General features: G+C 40.6%; 13 protein-coding genes. 6 read left to right on the forward strand and 7 right to left on the reverse strand.

The features are described from left to right. Window positions 1-33 precede the first annotated feature (33 nt). Window positions 34-735, reverse strand: a complete 702-nt coding sequence (locus tag J0A69_RS00960; protein WP_206584636.1) for a class I SAM-dependent methyltransferase — start codon at window positions 733-735, stop codon at window positions 34-36. A 169-nt stretch (window positions 736-904) separates the two neighbouring features. On the opposite strand from J0A69_RS00960, the gene J0A69_RS00965 reads away from it, so the two are divergent. The 5 genes from J0A69_RS00965 (at window position 905) to J0A69_RS00985 (ending at window position 7,853) form a co-directional block, all read left to right on the forward strand. Beyond that, on the forward strand, window positions 905-1,483 hold the full coding sequence (locus J0A69_RS00965; RefSeq protein ID WP_206584637.1) for an RNA polymerase sigma-70 factor: 579 nt from the start codon (window positions 905-907) through the stop codon (window positions 1,481-1,483). Continuing rightward, window positions 1,480-2,457 carry a FecR family protein gene (locus tag J0A69_RS00970; RefSeq protein WP_236032565.1) on the forward strand — a complete coding sequence of 326 codons (978 nt, stop codon included), beginning with the start codon at window positions 1,480-1,482 and terminating at the stop codon, window positions 2,455-2,457. Before J0A69_RS00965 ends, J0A69_RS00970 begins: the two co-directional genes overlap by 4 nt. A gap of 9 nt (window positions 2,458-2,466) precedes the next feature. After that, complete coding sequence (locus tag J0A69_RS00975; RefSeq protein WP_206584638.1) at window positions 2,467-4,146, forward strand: peptidase associated/transthyretin-like domain-containing protein; 1,680 nt, start codon at window positions 2,467-2,469, stop codon at window positions 4,144-4,146. An 80-nt stretch (window positions 4,147-4,226) separates the two neighbouring features. Next, window positions 4,227-5,423: a hypothetical protein gene (locus tag J0A69_RS00980; RefSeq protein ID WP_206584639.1), complete on the forward strand. Its 1,197-nt coding sequence runs from the start codon at window positions 4,227-4,229 to the stop codon at window positions 5,421-5,423. 81 nt (window positions 5,424-5,504) lie between these two features. Beyond that, a complete protein-coding gene (locus J0A69_RS00985; RefSeq protein WP_206584640.1) occupies window positions 5,505-7,853 on the forward strand; it encodes a TonB-dependent receptor in 2,349 nt (782 codons plus the stop codon). A 59-nt stretch (window positions 7,854-7,912) separates the two neighbouring features. Here the strand turns inward: J0A69_RS00985 and J0A69_RS00990 are convergent, their stop codons facing one another. The 5 genes from J0A69_RS00990 to bshA form a co-directional block, all read right to left on the reverse strand. Further along, on the reverse strand, window positions 7,913-9,454 hold the full coding sequence (locus J0A69_RS00990) for a long-chain-fatty-acid--CoA ligase (RefSeq protein ID WP_206584641.1): 1,542 nt from the start codon (window positions 9,452-9,454) through the stop codon (window positions 7,913-7,915). 99 nt (window positions 9,455-9,553) lie between these two features. Then, window positions 9,554-11,671: an outer membrane protein assembly factor BamB family protein gene (locus tag J0A69_RS00995; RefSeq protein WP_206584642.1), complete on the reverse strand. Its 2,118-nt coding sequence runs from the start codon at window positions 11,669-11,671 to the stop codon at window positions 9,554-9,556. A gap of 102 nt (window positions 11,672-11,773) precedes the next feature. Continuing rightward, window positions 11,774-12,598 (reverse strand): Rossmann-fold NAD(P)-binding domain-containing protein, encoded by an 825-nt coding sequence (locus tag J0A69_RS01000; RefSeq protein WP_206584643.1) that lies wholly within the window; start codon window positions 12,596-12,598, stop codon window positions 11,774-11,776. A gap of 39 nt (window positions 12,599-12,637) precedes the next feature. After that, entirely contained in the window at window positions 12,638-13,264 is a 627-nt protein-coding gene (locus tag J0A69_RS01005; RefSeq protein WP_206584644.1) for a sterol desaturase family protein, read from the reverse strand. A 122-nt stretch (window positions 13,265-13,386) separates the two neighbouring features. After that, window positions 13,387-14,523 carry an N-acetyl-alpha-D-glucosaminyl L-malate synthase BshA gene (gene bshA, locus J0A69_RS01010; protein WP_206584645.1) on the reverse strand — a complete coding sequence of 379 codons (1,137 nt, stop codon included), beginning with the start codon at window positions 14,521-14,523 and terminating at the stop codon, window positions 13,387-13,389. A 394-nt stretch (window positions 14,524-14,917) separates the two neighbouring features. On the opposite strand from bshA, the gene J0A69_RS01015 reads away from it, so the two are divergent. Next, window positions 14,918-16,219 (forward strand): APC family permease, encoded by a 1,302-nt coding sequence (locus J0A69_RS01015; RefSeq protein WP_206584646.1) that lies wholly within the window; start codon window positions 14,918-14,920, stop codon window positions 16,217-16,219. A 5-nt stretch (window positions 16,220-16,224) separates the two neighbouring features. On the opposite strand, the gene J0A69_RS01020 is transcribed toward J0A69_RS01015, so the two are convergent. After that, the gene (locus tag J0A69_RS01020; protein WP_206584647.1) at window positions 16,225-19,179 is read right to left on the reverse strand and encodes a glycoside hydrolase family 3 N-terminal domain-containing protein; all 2,955 of its coding nucleotides are present in this window, start codon (window positions 19,177-19,179) and stop codon (window positions 16,225-16,227) included. Window positions 19,180-19,293 lie beyond the last annotated feature (114 nt).

The raw sequence follows: 19,293 nt of genomic DNA on the forward strand, positions 1-19,293 counted from the left end.
GATGAGAAGACTAATTGAAAAATCGTTCGGCTTTTAATCTGCTTTTTCAAAAACCAGAAAATGCTGGATTTTTAAAAATTTCCCATTTTCCACAAGCTGAAATCCATTGTCTTCCAGTTCTTTCTTCACCTGTTTCACAGTCATTTTATGTAAAGGCTTTATGGGAATGGTCGGATCTTCTCCACGGTATTCTAACAAAATCAGCTTTCCAGAAGGCTTCAAGGATTTTCTGATGGAACCCAGCATTTCTTTAGGATAGGACAATTCATGATAAACATCGACCATAATGGCCACATCGATGGCATTTTCAGGAAGATTAGGTGTAGTTTCTTCTCCCAAAACTGCTTCTACCTGCTCAAAGCCCAATTCTTTACTTTTATTTTGAAGGTACTGGACAGCAGCACTTTGAATGTCGACTGCATAAACTTTCCCATCTGGTACTTTTGGTGCGATTCTGAAAGTATAGTAACCCGAACCTGCTCCAATGTCTGCTACCACACTGCTTGAATTAATCGGTAAATTTTCAATTGCTGCGGTGACGCGTTCCTCTTCTTCTCTACTATCTCGCTCGAGCCAGTTTTTCCCAGCAAAACCCATCACTTGAGAAATTTCCCTTCCAAGATAAATTTTACCTGTTCCATCCCGACTTGGAGATTTAAAAGTGTAGGAAGAATCCTGAGCCTGACAAGAAAAACTGACCCATCCAAAAATCAACAAACTGAATAAATACCTCATTTTTAGCTCTTTCTCTTTACAACTCAATTTTACCAATGCAGGTTTTGAGAATTATTTCGAATAAAATTAATTTTTCTTCCCTTCGTCGTAGGGGTAAGATGCTTTTCTGTTGTCCTATTTATAAAAACCCCTCAAAACCTTAACTTGCAGGACCAGCAACTTTGCCTCCATGCAATCCACAGATCAAATGATTTTTCAGTCGATCAAATCAGGTGATGAAAAAGCACTGGAGATGTTATTTAAAGAATATTATCAGCCTTTATGTCGCTATGCGAATTCCTATCTACCAGATCCCGATGATGCGGAAGAGGTGGTACAGGGTTGCTTTATCAAACTTTGGGAAAAGCGCGAAAACATCCAGATCCAAAGTTCCGTCAAGTCGTATCTCTATCAAATCATCCGAAATGCCTGTCTGAATGAAATCAAGCATCAGAAAGTGAAGAAAAATTACGGTGAAATGATGACTTACGAGGGAACTCCGCAAAGCGAATCTTCAGATCAATCCACTTTAAAGGATGAATTGGAGCAAAAAATTGCCGCTGCCCTTCAGTCACTTCCGCAACAGTGTCGACTGATATTTACCATGAGTAGATTCGAGGAATTGAAATATCAGGAAATTGCGGATCAATTAAATTTATCCATTAAAACAGTCGAAAATCAAATGGGAAAAGCCCTCAAACTGATGCGAACCCAGCTTCAGGAATACCTCCCTTTGATTGTGATACTGTTTAACTTAGTCTTGGAATGATGAGCGAGCAGGAAGAATATTACATAGATAGCCTCATCGCCAAATACATTGTCGGTGAAATCAGCCCTAGCGAAGAAAAAGAGCTGATGGATTGGTGTGCTCTATCCAAAGAAAACCAAAAACTCCTAGATGATGAGGTCTTGATTTATCAAAAAGCGAATCTTGGGGCTTCCCAAAGTTTTGACACGGAGCTTGCTTGGCAAAAAATCCAACCACAAATCCAAAAGTCTGGAAAAGCCAAAATCATCACATTCCCAGTCTGGAAGTTAGCTGCAGGTTTCCTTCTTATCTGCGCGATGTCCTTCTTAATCTATCAGCAATTCGGCTCCACACAAGAATTTGAATTTACCAGCAAAAATGAGGTAGAAACCCAAATCCTTCCTGATCAAACAAGCCTTGCTATCAACCGAGGTTCAGAAGTAAGCATCGCCTATAATGAGCGCAAAAAGACCGGTCTTATACAGCTAAGTGGAGAATCCTTGATTTCCATACCGGAGAGCAAAAAAGTCAACTGGCAAGTGCAGGTAGAGCAGTTATTTATAGAGGATATAGGCACAGTGTTTAATGTCAAAGCCTATCCAGAAAGCCCGATTGTAGAAGTTTCAGTTTTGGAGGGAGTGGTGCGTATGTATCAGGAAAACGAGGAAGGAATTCAGTTGAAAGCTGGAGAACAAGGCATTTACGATAAAGCTACAGGGGTATTTTCTAAAGCAGAGGCAGATTCTAATGTAGATGCTTATTCCACCAAATCTTTCTCTTATTTCAACGAAGACTTGGCAAGCATCATCTCTCAACTTAGCGAAGTTTACCAGACATCCATTCGGTTGGAAGGAAACATTGGCGGATGTAGGTTGACTGTGGATTTTGAGGAAGAAGAACTATCTACCATTCTGGCGATCATCTCTGAAACTCTAAATTTGGAAATCAACGAAACCGGAGAAGAAATCATCCTATCTGGCACAGCTTGTAATTAATTTTTTGATATGAAAATCTATCGGAACCGGCTTATTCTCGCCTTTTTACTGGTTTTTGGAAATTACTTTGTTGCCGTTTCCCAACAGAATTATTTGCTGGAAAAGAGGGTCAATCTGACTGCTCAGAACGAACCCATGGACGGATTTCTCAACAGACTTTCCAAAGAAGTCGGAGGAGTTTTTTCCTACAGTCCCTCCACGGTGGATATTAACAAAAATGTATCAGGAGAATTCACCGACCTTTCCTGTAGGGAAGTTTTAGAGGAGATTTTTGAAGGCTCAGTCAATTATAAACAAAAAGGAATTTACCTGATTCTTACCCCTGCTCCGCCTTCAGATAAAGAAATAACGATCAGTGGCTATGTCGTAGACCAGAAGTCAGGAGATCGAATCAAAAATGCAACTGTCTATAATCCAATTACATTACAATCCTCAACCACAGATGAGTTTGGTTTCTTTGAATTCCAAGTGAAAAATCCTGCTGCTGAAAACTTTCAACTGGTGGTTAATAAAAAGGATTATGCAGATACTTTACTCGTGGAAAACAGACAATCCCGATTTCAGAAAATATTTCTCAAATCCGAAGGAGAAAACGCTTCGCCCATCGTCCAAAGTCTGACGGAGCCAATGAAGAATTTCTGGATTTGGACTAAAAATTCGGTAGGCTTTACCAACCTGGAAAATGTTCAGGATACCATCAACAGAAAATTCCAGGTCTCCTTTGTTCCATTTATTGGTACAAACAGGAAAATATCTGGTTCTGTAACCAACGATTTCTCTTTCAATATTCTGGGTGGTTTTTCCGGCGGCACAAACAAAGCTGAATTGGGAGGACTTTTTAATATCAACCGTGGCGACGTGGGAAAACTACAACTCGCAGGTTTATTTAATCAAGCAGGAGGAACCGTCAGTGGTTTGCAAATAGCAGGTCTCGTTAATGCCAACCTCGATTCAGTGAAAGCAGTACAGTTGGCAGGGGTTTCTAATTTTACCACTGGCCCTGTGCGGGGAGTTCAAGGCGCTGGTGTCCTCAATATCGCAACTTCAACAGTCAATGGCACACAACTCGCAGGGGTGATTAATTACACACATCGAGATGTCGAGGGTGCGCAGATTGCAGGTGTGATGAATATTGCCAGAAATGTGAAAGGCCTGCAATTGGGATTATTCAATTATTCTGACAGCATTTCTGGAGTTCCTATCGGCTTGATCAGTTTTGTAAGGAAAGGTTATCATAAACTGGAAATCGGTACTGACGAGGTACTTCCATTGAATTTTTCGCTTCGAACAGGAACTAGAGGATTTTATAACATGCTTTTTGCAGGAATACGACCTGAAAAGGCTGATTCGGTAACTTGGGCATTTGGCTATGGCGTAGGAAGTTCTCCCAAATTAGCCAACAAACTTTTCCTCAATTTGGAATTGAGTTCGCAGCAATTGATCAAAGGAAATATACAAGCCCTTAATCTGATCAGTCGCGCTTACATTGGTCTGGATTACCAGTTTGCCAAACATGTTGGAATCTATGCCGGTCCTAGTTTCAACCTTCGCTATTTCGACAACTCCTTTACGGATCATCCAGAATTATTCAGCATTACAAACCCGAAAATCCGCTCTGAAAAAACTCTTGCAGACAATTTTAAAAGCCAGACTTGGTGGGGATTCAGAGCTGGAATCCGCTTTTTTTAATTTTTTTTTAAAAAATCCACATCATTCATAGGGGTAAAAAAGATTTCGATTGTCTTAAAAACGAAATCTAAACCAACACTATGAAAACGTTTAACAAATTGTTCGGGGCATTGATTTTCTTTGCCCTGAACCCACTTTCAGGATTCACACAAACCGAGGAAAATTCATCTTCCAATGAAATTCGCCATACGGAATTACAAATTTCGATTTTGCCTTATGTAGGTACCAATGGCACGAATTCAGGCAATTATATCAATGACTTTTCCTTCAATCTGCTGGGTGGATATTCTGCAGGAACTTCGAAACTGGAGCTTGCTGGACTATTCAATATCAATCGATTTGATATGCAGTCAGTCCAAATGGCTGGGCTTTTCAATCAAGTAGGCGGAAAGGTATCAGGAGTTCAGTTTGCCGGTTTGATAAACACAGCTATCGATTCCGTCAAAGCGGTACAGGGAGCTGGACTTGTCAATTTCACCGCTGCTTCTTTAGAAGGCGCACAACTTGCAGGCTTGGTTAATTTCGCCGGTCAAAGCACCCGTGGATTTCAAGGGGCTGGGTTGGTGAATTATGCAGGAAACAGTCTCGAAGGGGTACAGGCAGCAGGTTTGGTAAACTTTGCCAGAGGTGAGGTCAAAGGAACCCAACTAGCAGGTTTGATAAACTTTACTCCAAAGGATATTCAGGGTGCCCAAATCGCTGGAATCCTAAACTTTGCGAGAAATGTAGAAGGCACCCAGATCGGTTTAATAAATTATTCGGATAGCATTTCAGGCGTACCGATTGGTCTACTTAGCATCATCAAAAACGGGTATCATACTTTTGAGATCAGCACTAATGAAATTCTTCCATTAAATCTAGCCTTCAGAACTGGAACGCGAAGTTTCTACAATATTCTCTTTGCCGGGATCCGTCCAGAAAACACTGAATTCACCACTTGGTCCTTTGGTTATGGTATCGGATCTTCTCCCAGACTTGGCAAAAAAACCTTCCTCAACGTAGAGCTAACTTCCGAGCAACTCAATCGTGGAAATGTGGAAGCTTTAAACCTGATCAATCGATTCTACATTGGATTTGACTTCCAAGCAGCAAAGAAATTCGGGATTTTTGTGGGCCCAACAATCAATTACAGATTGTATGAAAACTCCTATGATCAGCATCCAGACCTGTTTTTATACGACAACTTTAAGCTGATTTCTGAAAAGACCTACCGATACAACTCTGATCTAAGTGGCCAATTCTGGTATGGCTTCAGAGCTGGAATCCGATTCTTCTAACCCTCAACTATTTCTCGACCCATTAGCATCCTGAAATTTCCTCAGGCTGGAATTCTATTCTCAAAATTAAACCAACCTACTATGAAAAAGATTGTAAAACTTTTCCTGATTCTTTGGATCATACTATTATCAGGAAGTGTAAAAGCCCAAGTACTTACGCAGACTATCCGAGGTCGAGTGCTTGATCAAGTAACCCAAGCTCCCATGCCTGGCGCAACAGTAATGCTCCTAAATACAGAGCCTATAGTTGGAGTGATCAGCGATGATTCCGGAGAATTCAGGCTGCCAAATGTACCTGTCGGTCAGCAATCCTTACGAATCAGTTTTGTAGGCTATAAAGACCTTGTTCTCCCTTCGGTTTTAGTGAATTCTGGAAAAGAGGTGGTCTTGGAGGTTTCTCTGGAAGAAGATATCACCCAGATCCAGGAATTTGTAGTGACGGCAACTGATAAGGATCGGACTGTAAACGACATGGTTGTGGTCAGCGGAAGGACATTTTCTGTAGAGGAAACGAGAAAATTTGCAGCAGCTGTCAATGATCCTGCTCGAATGGCAGCTTCTTTTTCAGGGGTAGTAAGCACGGATGACGGAAACAACAATATTTCTATCCGAGGCAATAGTCCTAATGGTTTACTCTGGAGAATGGAAGGCATTGAAATCCCAAATCCAAATCACTTTGTCAATCCCGGAACTTCAGGCGGTGGCGTCTCGATATTGAGTTCTCAGTTGTTGGCGAATTCAGATTTCCTTACAGGAGCTTTTGCAGCTGAATATGGTAATGCTCTTTCCGGAGTTTTTGATTTGAATCTAAGGAAAGGCAATAATGAAAAGCAGGAATTTACTGTTCAGGCAGGTTTTCTAGGTCTGGATCTTGCGGCCGAAGGACCGATTGCAAAGAATTACAGAGGTTCTTATCTAATCAATTACCGATACTCTACTTTATCCCTCTTGTCCAAGCTAGGATTGCCTTTGGGAGATTTTGTAACCAATTTTCAGGATTTGTCCTTTAATGTTTTTCTTCCAACTGGTTCAAAAAGCAGTATTTCTCTATTTGGATTTGGTGGTTTGAGTGATCAAAAAAGCCAAGCCAATCTAGACTCCTTGACTTGGGAAAGTGAAGGAGATCGCTACAGTTCAAAATTCCTTTCCAATACTGGAGCAGTTGGAATCAAGCATTCACTGACTTTGAATAAATCTAATTTCCTGCAGACAACTGTTTTGGCTTCTGGAAATACAATCGGTGATCAAGGATCCAGACTTGACAATGAATATGTAGATGAAAACCGATACGATGAAAAATTCAACAACTCAAAAATCACCTTTAGCTCAGTTTTGAATTCTAAACTATCTGCAAGATCTAGCTTGAGAAGTGGCATTTACCTAAACCAACTCTATTATAATCTTTATCAAAACAATTTTCATGAAGAGTCAGAGGAAATGGTTAAGGAGATTGATTCTAAAGGAAATACCCAAAGTATTCAGGCTTTTTCTCAATGGAATTACAAAGCCAATGAAAGACTGACGCTGAATTTTGGATTACACTATCTGCAGCTACTTCTCAATAATTCAAGCTCATTTGAACCAAGATTTAGCGCTGCTTATGAACTGGATGAAAAGCAACGAATCAGTTTGGGGTATGGACTCCATAGCCAGGTTCAGCCACTCGGAACTTATTTCGCAGAGGTAGAAAAGGATGGAATTATTTCACTTCCGAATAAGAGTTTGGATTTAAGCAAATCACATCACTTTGTGCTTGGATATGACCGCAGCCTGAATCCTTATCTCAGAATGAAAATTGAGGCTTATTACCAGCATCTGTTCCAAATTCCAATCAAAGAGGGTAGCGATGAAACCTATTCCATCATCAATCAGCAATGGTCATTTACGACAGATCCTTTGATCAATGAGGGATTGGGCAAAAACTACGGTATAGAATTGACTTTGGAGCAGTTCACGAATAACAACATGTATTTTTTGCTGTCTACTTCTTTGTATAATTCCCAATACAAGACGCAGGAAAATGTCTGGAGAAACACCCGATACAATGGAAATCTGAACATCACATTTACTGGGGGAAAAGAATTTGCTCTTCAAAAGAACAGGGTTTTGGGAGTTAATCTCCGTGGAATTTATGGAGGAGGCCTTCGGACTACTTCCATTCTCTTGGATGAGTCCATTGCAAAAGGCGAGACTGTTTTGGATAATTCACATGCCTTCGAAAATCAAAACCCAGCTTATTTCAGAACTGATCTTCGATTTAGCTTAAAAAGAAACAAAGAAAAATCGACGAGAACCTGGGCTTTGGACATCCAGAATGCAACAAATAGAAAAAACATTTACGGGGAATATTTCGAGCCTATGGATGCGGAAATCAAAACAGCATATCAATCTCCCTTGATTCCTATTCTGAGCTACCGAGTTGAGTTTTAATCAAAAAAAAGGATGGTAGAAAATCTCTACCATCCCTTTCCAATATCATAAAAAGGGTTTTAGCTCAATTCTTTCTTCAGGATCTTACCCGTTGCTGACATTGGAAGTGCATCCATAAACTGGATGATCCTTGGATATTTATAAGAAGCGATATGCTCTTTGGTCCAAGCGATCAAAGTCTCTTCTTTCAACTCAAACCCTTTATTCAAAACCACACAAGCTTTGATTTCCTCTCCGGATTCTTCACTTGGGACGCCAATTACAGCCACCATAGAAATCGCATCATGCTTCATCATCACTTCCTCGATCTCTCTCGGATAGACATTCAGCCCCTTTCGGATGATCATCTCTTTGGTTCTATCCACGATGAAAAAGAACCCGTCCTCATCTTTTATGGCAACATCACCTGAATAAAGCCAGCCATCTTTCAAGGTTTTGGCTGTTGCCTCAGGATTGTTGTAATATCCTTTCATCACATTATGACCTCGGTAAATCAGTTCTCCTTTTTCGCCAACGGGCAACTCTTTTCCTTGATCATCTACGATTTTTACTTCCACTCCCCAGATAGGTACACCTACCGAACCAGGCTTTTTCCCGAATTCTCTTTGGTTAAATGTCACAACTGGTGATCCTTCAGACATGCCATAGCCTTCATAAATCGGAACATTAAACTTTGCCTCAAAATTTTCCAGCACACTCACAGGTAAAGCTGCTCCCCCAGAGACACAAGTTTTTAGATTCTTGGCAATTCCTTTCAGGTCAAATTCCTGACTTTCAAAGTTCAAAAGTCCCCAATACATAGTAGGTACCCCAGCAAAAATGCTGACTTGGTGTTTCTGCATTAGTCCCAATACTTGGGATGCATCAAATCTCGGCAGTAAAACACTGGTAGCCCCAACATTTAAGCCTGCATTCATAAGCACTGTCATGGCAAAAATATGGAAGAGAGGCAAGACAATCAGTTGCGTATCCTCCTTATGCAAATCCAGAATCTTGACAGAAAGCATGGCATTCAAAGCCAAATTGGAATGGGAAAGCTCAGCCCCTTTTGGTTTCCCAGTTGTCCCAGACGTATAGATAATCACAGCCGTATCATCTGCTCCAGTTTGAACCGTGTTATACACTGGAGACTGTCCAGCCATCAACATTCCTAGTGTTGAAGTTCCTTCGATGGGAGAAGGATCAGTCATTTGCGGAGTGATGACAAAAAAATGCTCGCATTCATTCACTTTTTGAAATCCCTCGAAACCTTCTTTTGCCATGGGAAGCTCTTTTGTTCCCTCAAAGCAGAAATAGGCTTTGGCTCCTGAATTTTGCAGGTGATATTCTATTTCATCATGTTTCAACAAAACCGAAAGTGGAACAACTATGGCCCCAGCTTTCAAAATCCCATAGTACACCATGGGGAAATAAGGCAAGTTCAGGCAACTTAAGGCAACCCGGTCCCCTTTTTGTATCCCTGCAGCATTGAGACCATGGGCTATCTGATTGGCAGCACCATTGATCTGCGCAAAACTTAAGTGCTTGTCCATAAAAATAAAAGCATCTTTAGAAGGATACTTTCTGGCACTTTCTTCCAGCAAAACGGAGAGATTCATCATTGGATTATTGCTTTGAGTGAAATGATAAACAGGAAGCCTGATTTATTAAACCTTCTTCAATCTAAGTATTTTTTGACTCTTGAAGGAATTTAAGCGAGATCAATCCGGTAGTGAAAAAGCCACATAGGCATCAGAACTTTTGGTTCCTTTGCCTCCGCCGCAGGCAATTACTAGAAATTGTTTCCCATTCATTTCATAAACTGCAGGAGTCGCATGCCCGGAGGCTGGAAGTTTTGCTTCCCAAAGAAGCTCTCCGGTTTCTTTGTCAAAAGCTCTTATTTTTTCGTCTTTGGTAGCTGCAATAAACAAAACCCCTCCAGCAGTGGCTACTGGACCACCATAATTTTCAGTACCAGTTGGCTCAAAACCTTGAGCACTTAAGGAATCTATCTCACCCAAAGTCACTTGCCATTTCTTTTTACCGGTATTCATATCTATGGCCGTCAATAATCCCCAGGGAGGATTGGAACCATACAAGCCTTCTTTGGTCACCAATCTTTTGTAACCATTCATGAAATACCTTGGACTAAGTGGAGCATTTTCTGACTCCAGTTCCTTTTTATCCCCAGAATCTGCTTGTTTATCCAAAAGAAAATTCACCAAGACCTTCCTGTTTTCTTCAGAAATATGATCAAAAGCTGGCATCGCACCTCTTCCTTTTCTAAGCAATTCTGCCAAAGAATCTGGTTTATATTTTTCCTGTAATCCGAGCAGAGAAGGGATGGAAGGAGGGTTGCCTTTTCGCTCTAATCCATGACAATTCCCACAATAGGTGGAATAAATCGACTGACCTATATTTTCAAAAGCTGCATTCGGGGTCATTTCAATGAGCCATGGTACTTGATTGGCATTCACATAGAGTGTCTGATTTGTCGGATCGAATGAGGCTCCTCCCCATTCTCCACCACCGTCCATACCAGGGAATAAAACAATCCCATGCTCAGCACTTGGTGGTGCCCAGGTATCACCAATTTTGACATTGGAAAGCTGAGCTCTTATATCCGCTTCCCATTCAGGCTTAAGATTTAAAATATCTTGGTCCTGAAAAGTCATGTTCATAAATGGCTCCGGCAAAGTTGGAATCGGTTGGGTTGCTGCCGTTTTCTCGCCTGCAAGCTCGCTTTGCGGCATCGCTATTTCTTCTATCGGCCAAACAGGTTCTCCCGTCTCCCGGTCAAAAACATAAGTCATTCCTTGCTTTGAAATCTGAGCGACAGCATCAATCCATTTTCCATCTTTCTGGATTCGGATCAGATTTGGATTTGCAGGGAAATCCCTATCCCAAACATCATGGTGAACTGCCTGAAAATGCCAGATTCTTTCTCCGGTATTGGCATTTATCGCTATTAAGGAATTGGCAAAAAGATTATCGCCTTTTCTATATCCTCCCCAAAAATCATAAGTTGCAGACCCTGTCGGAACAAAAACAATTTCTTTTTCCTGATCTACAACCATCCCTGCCCAGTTGTTTGCCCCTCCAATTTTCTGGATAAATTCCGGGTCCCAGGTATCATATCCAAACCCTCCTTCATGCGGAATTGTATGAAAAATCCATTCCCTCTCTCCCGTTATTACATTATATGCCCGAATATGTCCCGGTGCTGCATCCAATCCTTCGGAAAGCCTCATTCCGATGATAATCTTATTCTTGAAAATAACTCCCGGAGCATTAGCAACAATCAAAAAATCTTCTCGCTCTGTATCCAACCCTTTTCTAAGGTCAATTTTCCCACCATCTCCAAAAGAAGTTATTGGTTGTCCAGTAAGTGCATCTACCGCCATGAGCCAGTTTCCTGCTCCAAAAAGGATCCTTTTGTCCTCTCCCTCTTCCCAGTAAGTAACTCCTCGATTTGTTCCAGCCCAGGAATTTTCTCCTCCCAAAATCTGAAACGGATCAAATCGCCAAAGCTCTTTCCCAGTGGCAGCATTTACTGCGAAAACATTCAACTTTGGCGTGGTGCCATAGAGAAGTCCATTCACCACGATTGGTTGGCATTGAATCTGGGAGCGCTCTGTAGCATCTCCTGTCCTATAGGTCCAAGCTACCTCGAGCTGGTTGACGTTTTCTTTGTTTATCTGATTTAAAGAAGAATACCTCGAACCATCAGCTGGCCCCCCATAGTGAGACCAATCTGTGTAATCAGTTTTCTCACTGGACTGCGTACATGCTACAAATCCTAAAAAAATCAGGAAAAACAAAGCCTTAATAATCTTCATGGTTTCGGGTCTAAGCTAATTCAAGCAAGAATATCGCTTTTTTTTGAGGCCATTCAAAATCCCAAGTTCAAGAAGAATTCAATAAGTATAGGCTATAGAAGTCTAAGGATTGTAAGGAAAATCCAGCGGGTCAGGATACTGAAATTGAAACCCGAATTCAACTATTTTCTTTGAGTCAATCAGTCTGTCCTCGCCTTCTTTTGGAGTTTCGTAGCTTGCTGGTGGTTTGATCCCTAGGTCTAGCGCATTTTTTTCATAAATCTCTTTGCGCAGAGGATGGATAGGTGCCACCACGTTGAATGTCTCCTCCCAAATCTCGTTTTCCAGAATCCATGCTATAGATCCAACCGAATCAACTTGATGCAAATAATTGACACGGGTATGTCCAGCTACATTTTCTTTTCCTGAAAAATACTTACCAGGTATCCGGCTTTCCCCCATCAAACCTCCAAATCTGAGAATACTCAGGTTATAGGATTTACTTTTAAGCATCATTTGCTCACCTTCCCAAAGGGTGGTATTTCCTGAGTTTTCTTTCGTCAGCGGAAAATCTTCTGAATATGCTGATTCAATACTTTCGTTGGGATAAATTCCAGTACTGGATATAAAAACAACTTTTTTGGACCCAGCCTGATTAATCAGGGTTTTAAGATACTTGAGTTGCTCCAGATAAAAATCAGCACTTTGAACCCTAGATCTAGGAGGAATATTGATTACTAAATATTCTGATTCGAACAGCTTTTGGAATCCAATTCCTTCTGGATGGGGGTTCAATTTAAATTGAACTGCCTCAATCCCACTGGAGGAAATTTCATCCCTTTTCTGTTCCGATGTGGTGCTACCTAAGACTTCCCAGCCCTTTTTCTGTAAAAAATGAGCTAAGGGTAAACCCGTCCAACCTAATCCTATTATTGAAACTCGCTTCATAAATATTATAAAAAAACCTCCGATCAGGAGGTCTCATTTTTAGCTTTTCTTTGGCATAGTCCCTAAGAGAATGTCCCATAAAGGAGTACTCACTCCAAATGCTACATCAGGGTCTTTGTAATGGTGGATTGCATGATTCACCCAAAGAACCTTCATGAAATTTTTAGGTGGTGCAAGAGCATGTACCAAGTAATGAAATCCCAAATAACTGGCATAACCAATCAAAAATCCAGGTAGAAAATAATAGGCATAATCACCCATGATCAATTTGAAAACCAAGTAGAATATCGCTGCATATGCTGCCGAAACGAAAGGAGGCATTGCTAAACGATACTTATCTTTTGGGAAATCGTGGTGAACACCATGAACGGTGTATTGCAATTTATCTTTGACAGGATTGCTAGGTTCCATGTGGAAAAAGTGCTTATGCATCATGTATTCCACAAAAGTGAATACTATATAACCAATAGCTGCAATGCCTAACCCCACCAATAAATCGATAGATGTTTCCGTAAGAGCAATGTATAAGGAATAACCTGCAAAGATCACAAACATCGTAATAGGAATGAGTATGTGTGTTCTCGTCAATCTTTCCAAAATCGGGTTGGTAAACATCTGAGCGGTTCGGAAATTATCCGGTTTATCCAATCTTCCAATCTTTTTCATAAAAAGGCTGTCTATACTGTAATCAAGTTCTTAGCTCTCAGGGTTTGAAACCTTCGATGCACAAAGTTAAGGTATTTGAGTTACTTAAGGGTTTAAATGTGTTTCTATAATTCAAGAAAATATTAAATACGTGCTAAAGTAGACTCTATCGTCTTCTGATAATAATCTACATACATTGGTAAAATCGCTGAAATATCAAATTCCAGTGCTCTATTTAATGCGTTTTGTTTGAATGTAGGCAAATTTTCGTCGGCAAGGATAAAAAGCGCTTTATCTTTCATATCTCGCACATCTCCCACTTCACAAACAAAGCCTGTCACTCCATTTACGTTCAATTCAGGAATACCTCCTGCATTGGAGGATAAAATTGGAACCTCACAAGCCATTGCTTCCAAAGCAGCCAAGCCGAAACTTTCTTTTTCAGATGGCATCAAGAATAAATCAGCCACAGACAAAACTTCCTCAACAGCATCCAATTTACCGAGGAATCTTACATCATCGCATGTACCAAGTTCCCTGCAAAGACGCTCCATTTTATCTCTTTCCGGGCCATCACCTACCAAGAGTAATTTTGCAGGTACTTTTTTCCTTACTTCATAGAAAACACGAATTACATCTTCCACACGCTTGACTTTCCTGAAATTTGAAGTATGAACCAAGAGCTTCTCACCATTTGGACAAATAGCCAATTTGAAATGCTCTTTCTTTTGCTTTTTGAATCGTTCTAAATCAATAAAATTAGGGATTACCTGAATATCCCTCCTGATTTGAAAATGCTCGTAGGTTTCTTTTTTGAGATCTTCTGAAACCGCAGTTACTCCATCTGACTGATTGATACTGAAAGTAACGACAGGTTCATAGCTTGGGTCTTTACCTACCAATGTTATATCCGTACCGTGAAGTGTAGTCACCACAGGAATCTGTATTCCTTGCTCCTTCAAAATCTGTTTTGCCATATAGGCTGCAGATGCATGGGGAATAGCATAATGCACATGAAGCAAATCCAGTTCTTCGTATTTGACCACCGAGACCATTTTGCTGGCCAATGCCAACTCATAAGGAGCATGCTCAAAAAGCGGATAGCTTTTTATATCCACTTCGTGGTAAAATAGATTTTCACTAAAAAAGTCCAAGCGAGTTGGCTGTCGGTAGGTAATGAAGTGCACCTCATGGCCTATTTTAGCTAAACCTTTTCCAAGTTCTGTTGCTACTACGCCGCTACCTCCAAAAGTCGGGTAGCAAACTATGCCTATTTTCATGTGATTATTATTGATTTACTATCGCCACATGGAATCTCGCATTGTCTGAACTCATCAACATACCAGGTAGTATAAGTCTTGCTTGATTTCATATTTCAGATAGTGTCGGTGTTTAAACCTGATTTTAAACACGGTTTGGGCTTATTTTTGTTCAAAATAAAGATTTTAAAAACAAAAAGATTTACATTTTTAGATTTTGACCTCATACTACATCTTGGTATCCAATGATTTGTATACTTTTTAAGTATCTAAAAAACTTTGAAATATGACTAAAATAAGATTTCAAAGTCTCGATTTTTTCAATACCTCTGCTTATCAACTCTCATTTCATTCTATTGTTAAGTGATTTATTCTTTAATTGAAACTTAGTTGTTCAGTCTATAAAATTCACAACATGGGATCTGACTCGAAAATAAAATTGCTGGAGGCGATGTCAATTGGGATTGGCGGAATGGTTGGAGGGGGAATTTTTGCAGTTTTAGGACTTGCTGTTTCTTTAGCAAAAGGAGCAACTCCGATCGCATTTTTGGTTGCCGGCGCTTTGGCTTTGATTACATCTTACAGTTATGTGAAACTCTCTTTAGGATTTCCTGATAGAGGTGGAACAGTCAAATTTATCAATCAGGGATTCGGAAAAACTGTATTTAGCGGAGGTATTAATAATCTGTTGTGGATTAGCTACATCATCATGCTCTCACTCTATGCCTCAGCTTTTGGTTCATACGCCCCAAACCTTTACTCAGTAACAGGAGATTCAGGAATCGATTTTCATATCTATGCAAGTGCTGTGATTTTATTGGCTACTGCTATTAATTACTATAGCATCAAAGTAGTGGGAGAAATCGAATCCACAGCAGTCTTCATAAAACTATTCATCTTGATCGGCTTTGTGGGAGTAGGCTTGTACGGTTTGATCGGAAATGAAAATCTCGAGCAATTATCACCTAGCAAATGGGAAAACACATTTCAGATCCTTGGGGGAGGAATAGTCATTTTTGTGGCCTATGAGGGCTTTGAATTGATTGCCAATGCTGTTCCTGATATTATCAACCCTAAAAAAAATGTCCCAAGAGCTTATTACTATTCAATTGGCTTCGTCATTTTATTATATCTCCTGATTGCAATCGTTACGGTAGGATCATTGCCGTTTTCAGAAATTGCTAAAGCTGAGGATTACGTACTTGCCGAGGCAGCTAAACCGATGTTAGGTCAAATCGGATTTACGATAATTACGGTGGCGGCATTGATTTCAACTTTTTCTGCCATTAATGCCTCACTCTATGGAGGTAGCAGAGTCAGTTACGAAATCGCTGAAGACGATGAACTCCCTCATGAATTAACTTCTCAATTTTGGAATCAGCCGATTGGACTTATGATCACCTCGGCCCTGACATTAGTCCTTTGTAATTCTCTGGATTTGGAAAGCATCTCCACTTCTGGGAGTATAGGTTTCTTGATTGTATTCGCCATGGTCAATTACTCTGGCTTTAACCTATCAGATCAAATTTCAGGCAACAAAATCATCCCGATTATTGGGTTTTCCTTGTGTGTTATTGCTTCCATTACATTAATAGGCCAACAATATGTTAGCAATAAATTAGGAGTTATTGTTGCTTTATCGATTGTATTCACAAGCTTCCTGATCGAATTCTTCTACAAAAAATCTGAAAGCTACCTTAAGAAAAAGAAGCAATAAATCTTTTACTTCTTTCCCATCGCCTTGTAAATGATATCGTGGATTTCTGTTCTGATGCCTTCTTTGAGTAGCTTGGTATTATTTGCATCAGGATAGACCCGGTTGGAAAGGAATACATAAATCAAATTGTTTTCAGGGTCTGCCCAGACACAAGTCCCTGTAAATCCAGTATGTCCAAACGTACTTTTTGGAGCCAAATCACCTGCCGATCCGCCTTTTCCAGCCTCAACATCTGGTTTATCCCATCCCCAGCCCCTACGGCTTTGGTTCGATTGTCTTTTTGTAAACTGCTCAATTGTTACAGGCTTAATCAATGAGACGTCGCCATAGTAGCCTTTATTCAGCATCAATTGCATCATGACTGCCAGATCATTTGCCTTACCAAAAAGTCCAGCATGCCCCGCAACTCCTCCAAACATGGCCGCTCCAGGGTCATGTACATATCCACGAACCTGTCTTTTTCTAAAAGCCACATCATCCTCAGTTGGAGCGATATTATCGACGGGCATTTTTTCAGTAGGTAAAAAAGTCATTGTATAAAGCCCTAGAGGCTCATAAAAATTCTGATCCATAAATTCGTTGAGAGGCTGATTGACGATTCTCTCCACTACAGCCTGCATGAGGTACATGGTCAGATCAGAATACACGTATTTGTACCTTCCTCCTGATTTTGGAAGCAACTTAGATTCAACTGTCCAATTCCAGATGCTATCTCTCAAATCATCTCTTCCAAACATATCATTCGAAACTGGTCTACTAAATCCTGTTTCAGCAGACGGTTTGTAATAATCCCCTCTCCAACTTCCATTTTGAACTGTTTTTACATAGTGAGGTATATAAGCCACCAAACCAGATTCATGGGTCATTACATCCTTCAGAACCAATTTTTCTTTGTTGGTGCCACGAAGCTCAGGTAAATAATCCCCCAAGGTTTTATTCATATCGAGCTCCCCCCTGCTTTGTAAAAACATTACAGCCTGAGTTGTGGCCAATACTTTTGTGATGGATGCCAAATCATAAACAGTTTCAGAATTTACTTTTGGGCTGTCTTTATATTCCAGTTTGCCATAAGATCTTTCAAAAACTACCTTTCCATCTTTTACCACCAAAACATTTGCTCCTGGAGTCGCCTGGATACGAATAGCTTTTTCTGCAACTGCGTCAATTTCATTTAAAACCTCACTATCCAAACCTACACTTTCCGGAGTCCCGTATGAAAGTCTGTGATTTCCTGCCAAAAATCCTCCCACACCTTGGGCGAACTGATCACTGACAGAAACAGGGAGAATCCCCTGCGCCGGTCTTCCGCCAAACAATACTTGAGGAGCCAATTCTTGAGTTATCTCATTATTTTCAAAAGCAAAAACTACGTTATCCAAGCCTTCTAGGTATTGGGCGGCATATGCATTTCCAAAGAGTACAACCACAACTTTTTGTCTCTTACTTAAGTCTCTTAGCAAATCTACATCCGCAGGGGCTATCCCGAATTTCCGCTTGGGACTATTTGTAATTCCCATCAAACCAACTACCACCACATCAAAGTCCTCCAACTTTTTCATGGTATTGTAATGGGTAGTCTGGTCGGCGGCTTTGCGGATTTCAAAATGTTCAAATTGAGAGTATTTGGACAAGAATTTTTGAAATTCCTTCCCTTCATCTCCGATAGTCAAGCTCGCGAATTTCTTTAGGTCCAATTGCTTAAAAGGAATAAGACCATCCTTATTTACAGCCACAGTAAAGGCATCCGCATAAAGCTCTTCTGTGATTACCTTCGTTTCAGCAGTATTTAATCTTTCGATCAAACCAGCTGTTTTAATTGGCTTATAATTATTTAATCCTGCCCAATATTTAGCTTTCAATACTTTTTTTACGCGCCGATTTACCTCGCTTTCGGCAATGACGCCATCCTCAACAGCGCGTTTGATCATGGCTTTAGCCTTTGGCACATCTTGAGAATAAAGCAGGATGTCATTTCCTGCCAAAAGTGCTTTCAAATCTACCTCTCCTGGTGCATTGGTATTAGCAACCCCTTTCATATTTAAGGCATCCGTAAAAATCAAGCCTTGGAAATTCATCCTGTTTTGAAGCAGGTCAGTCACAACTTTTTTGGAAAGACTGGTAGCCATATTGGCTGCTGGATCCAGACTTGGAATATTCAAGTGTGCAACCATCACTGACATCAGATTTTCTCTGAAAAGCTCTTGATAAGGGTATAAATCCACGTCCCAGATTCGCTGCTCTGGATTTTTGATCACTGGTAAAGAATAATGGCTATCCACTTCGGTGTCTCCATGCCCTGGAAAATGCTTTGCATTAGCGATGACGCCGTGATCTTGCAAGCCTTTCATATAGGCAACGGCTCTTTGCGTGACCAATTCTTTATTTTCCCCAAAAGCTCGGTAACCAATTACAGGATTATCAGGATTTGAATTGACGTCTACCACTGGTGCAAAATTGATGTGCATCCCTAGTTCTTTGAACTGTCGCGCCATCTCTGTACCCATTTTATAAATCAACTTAGAATCCTGAACGGCTCCCAATGTCATTGCTTTTGGAAAGTCCGGAACAGAATCCAAGCGCATACTGATACCCCATTCGGCATCCATAGCGATAAATAAAGGCGTTTTGGCCTGGGCTTGGTAATAATTAGTCAGCCTTGCCTGTCTCTCGGGCCCTCCTTGAAAAAATATAAGTCCACCCAGGTTTTCATTTTTTACCAATTCGGAAATTTCATCTACGTGTTTTTGGTCTTTGTTGGAATAAGCTGCAACCATGAACAACTGACCTAAGCGTTGATCAAAATCCAGGGCATTAAATACGCTGTCCACCCAATTCAATTGTAATAATGCATCCTCACTGATCAGTGGATCTTCCACAGCGACCATCTTGTCAGATCGCCCTGAGGTAAAAAGAAATGCTATCAATCCAACGGTCAAAACCCTCCAAAGCTTCATGCTCATTCCCGAGTAAAATTTTTAATCCTTAACTTTTAAAATAAATTTGTGAAAACGGCCAGCCGGGAAAATTCGTTTGATAGAATTCCGCACCTTTGTTCCTGGGCCGTCAACTGGTCT

The sequence above is a fragment of the Algoriphagus pacificus genome, from assembly GCF_017254845.1.
Classification (GTDB): domain Bacteria; phylum Bacteroidota; class Bacteroidia; order Cytophagales; family Cyclobacteriaceae; genus Algoriphagus; species Algoriphagus pacificus.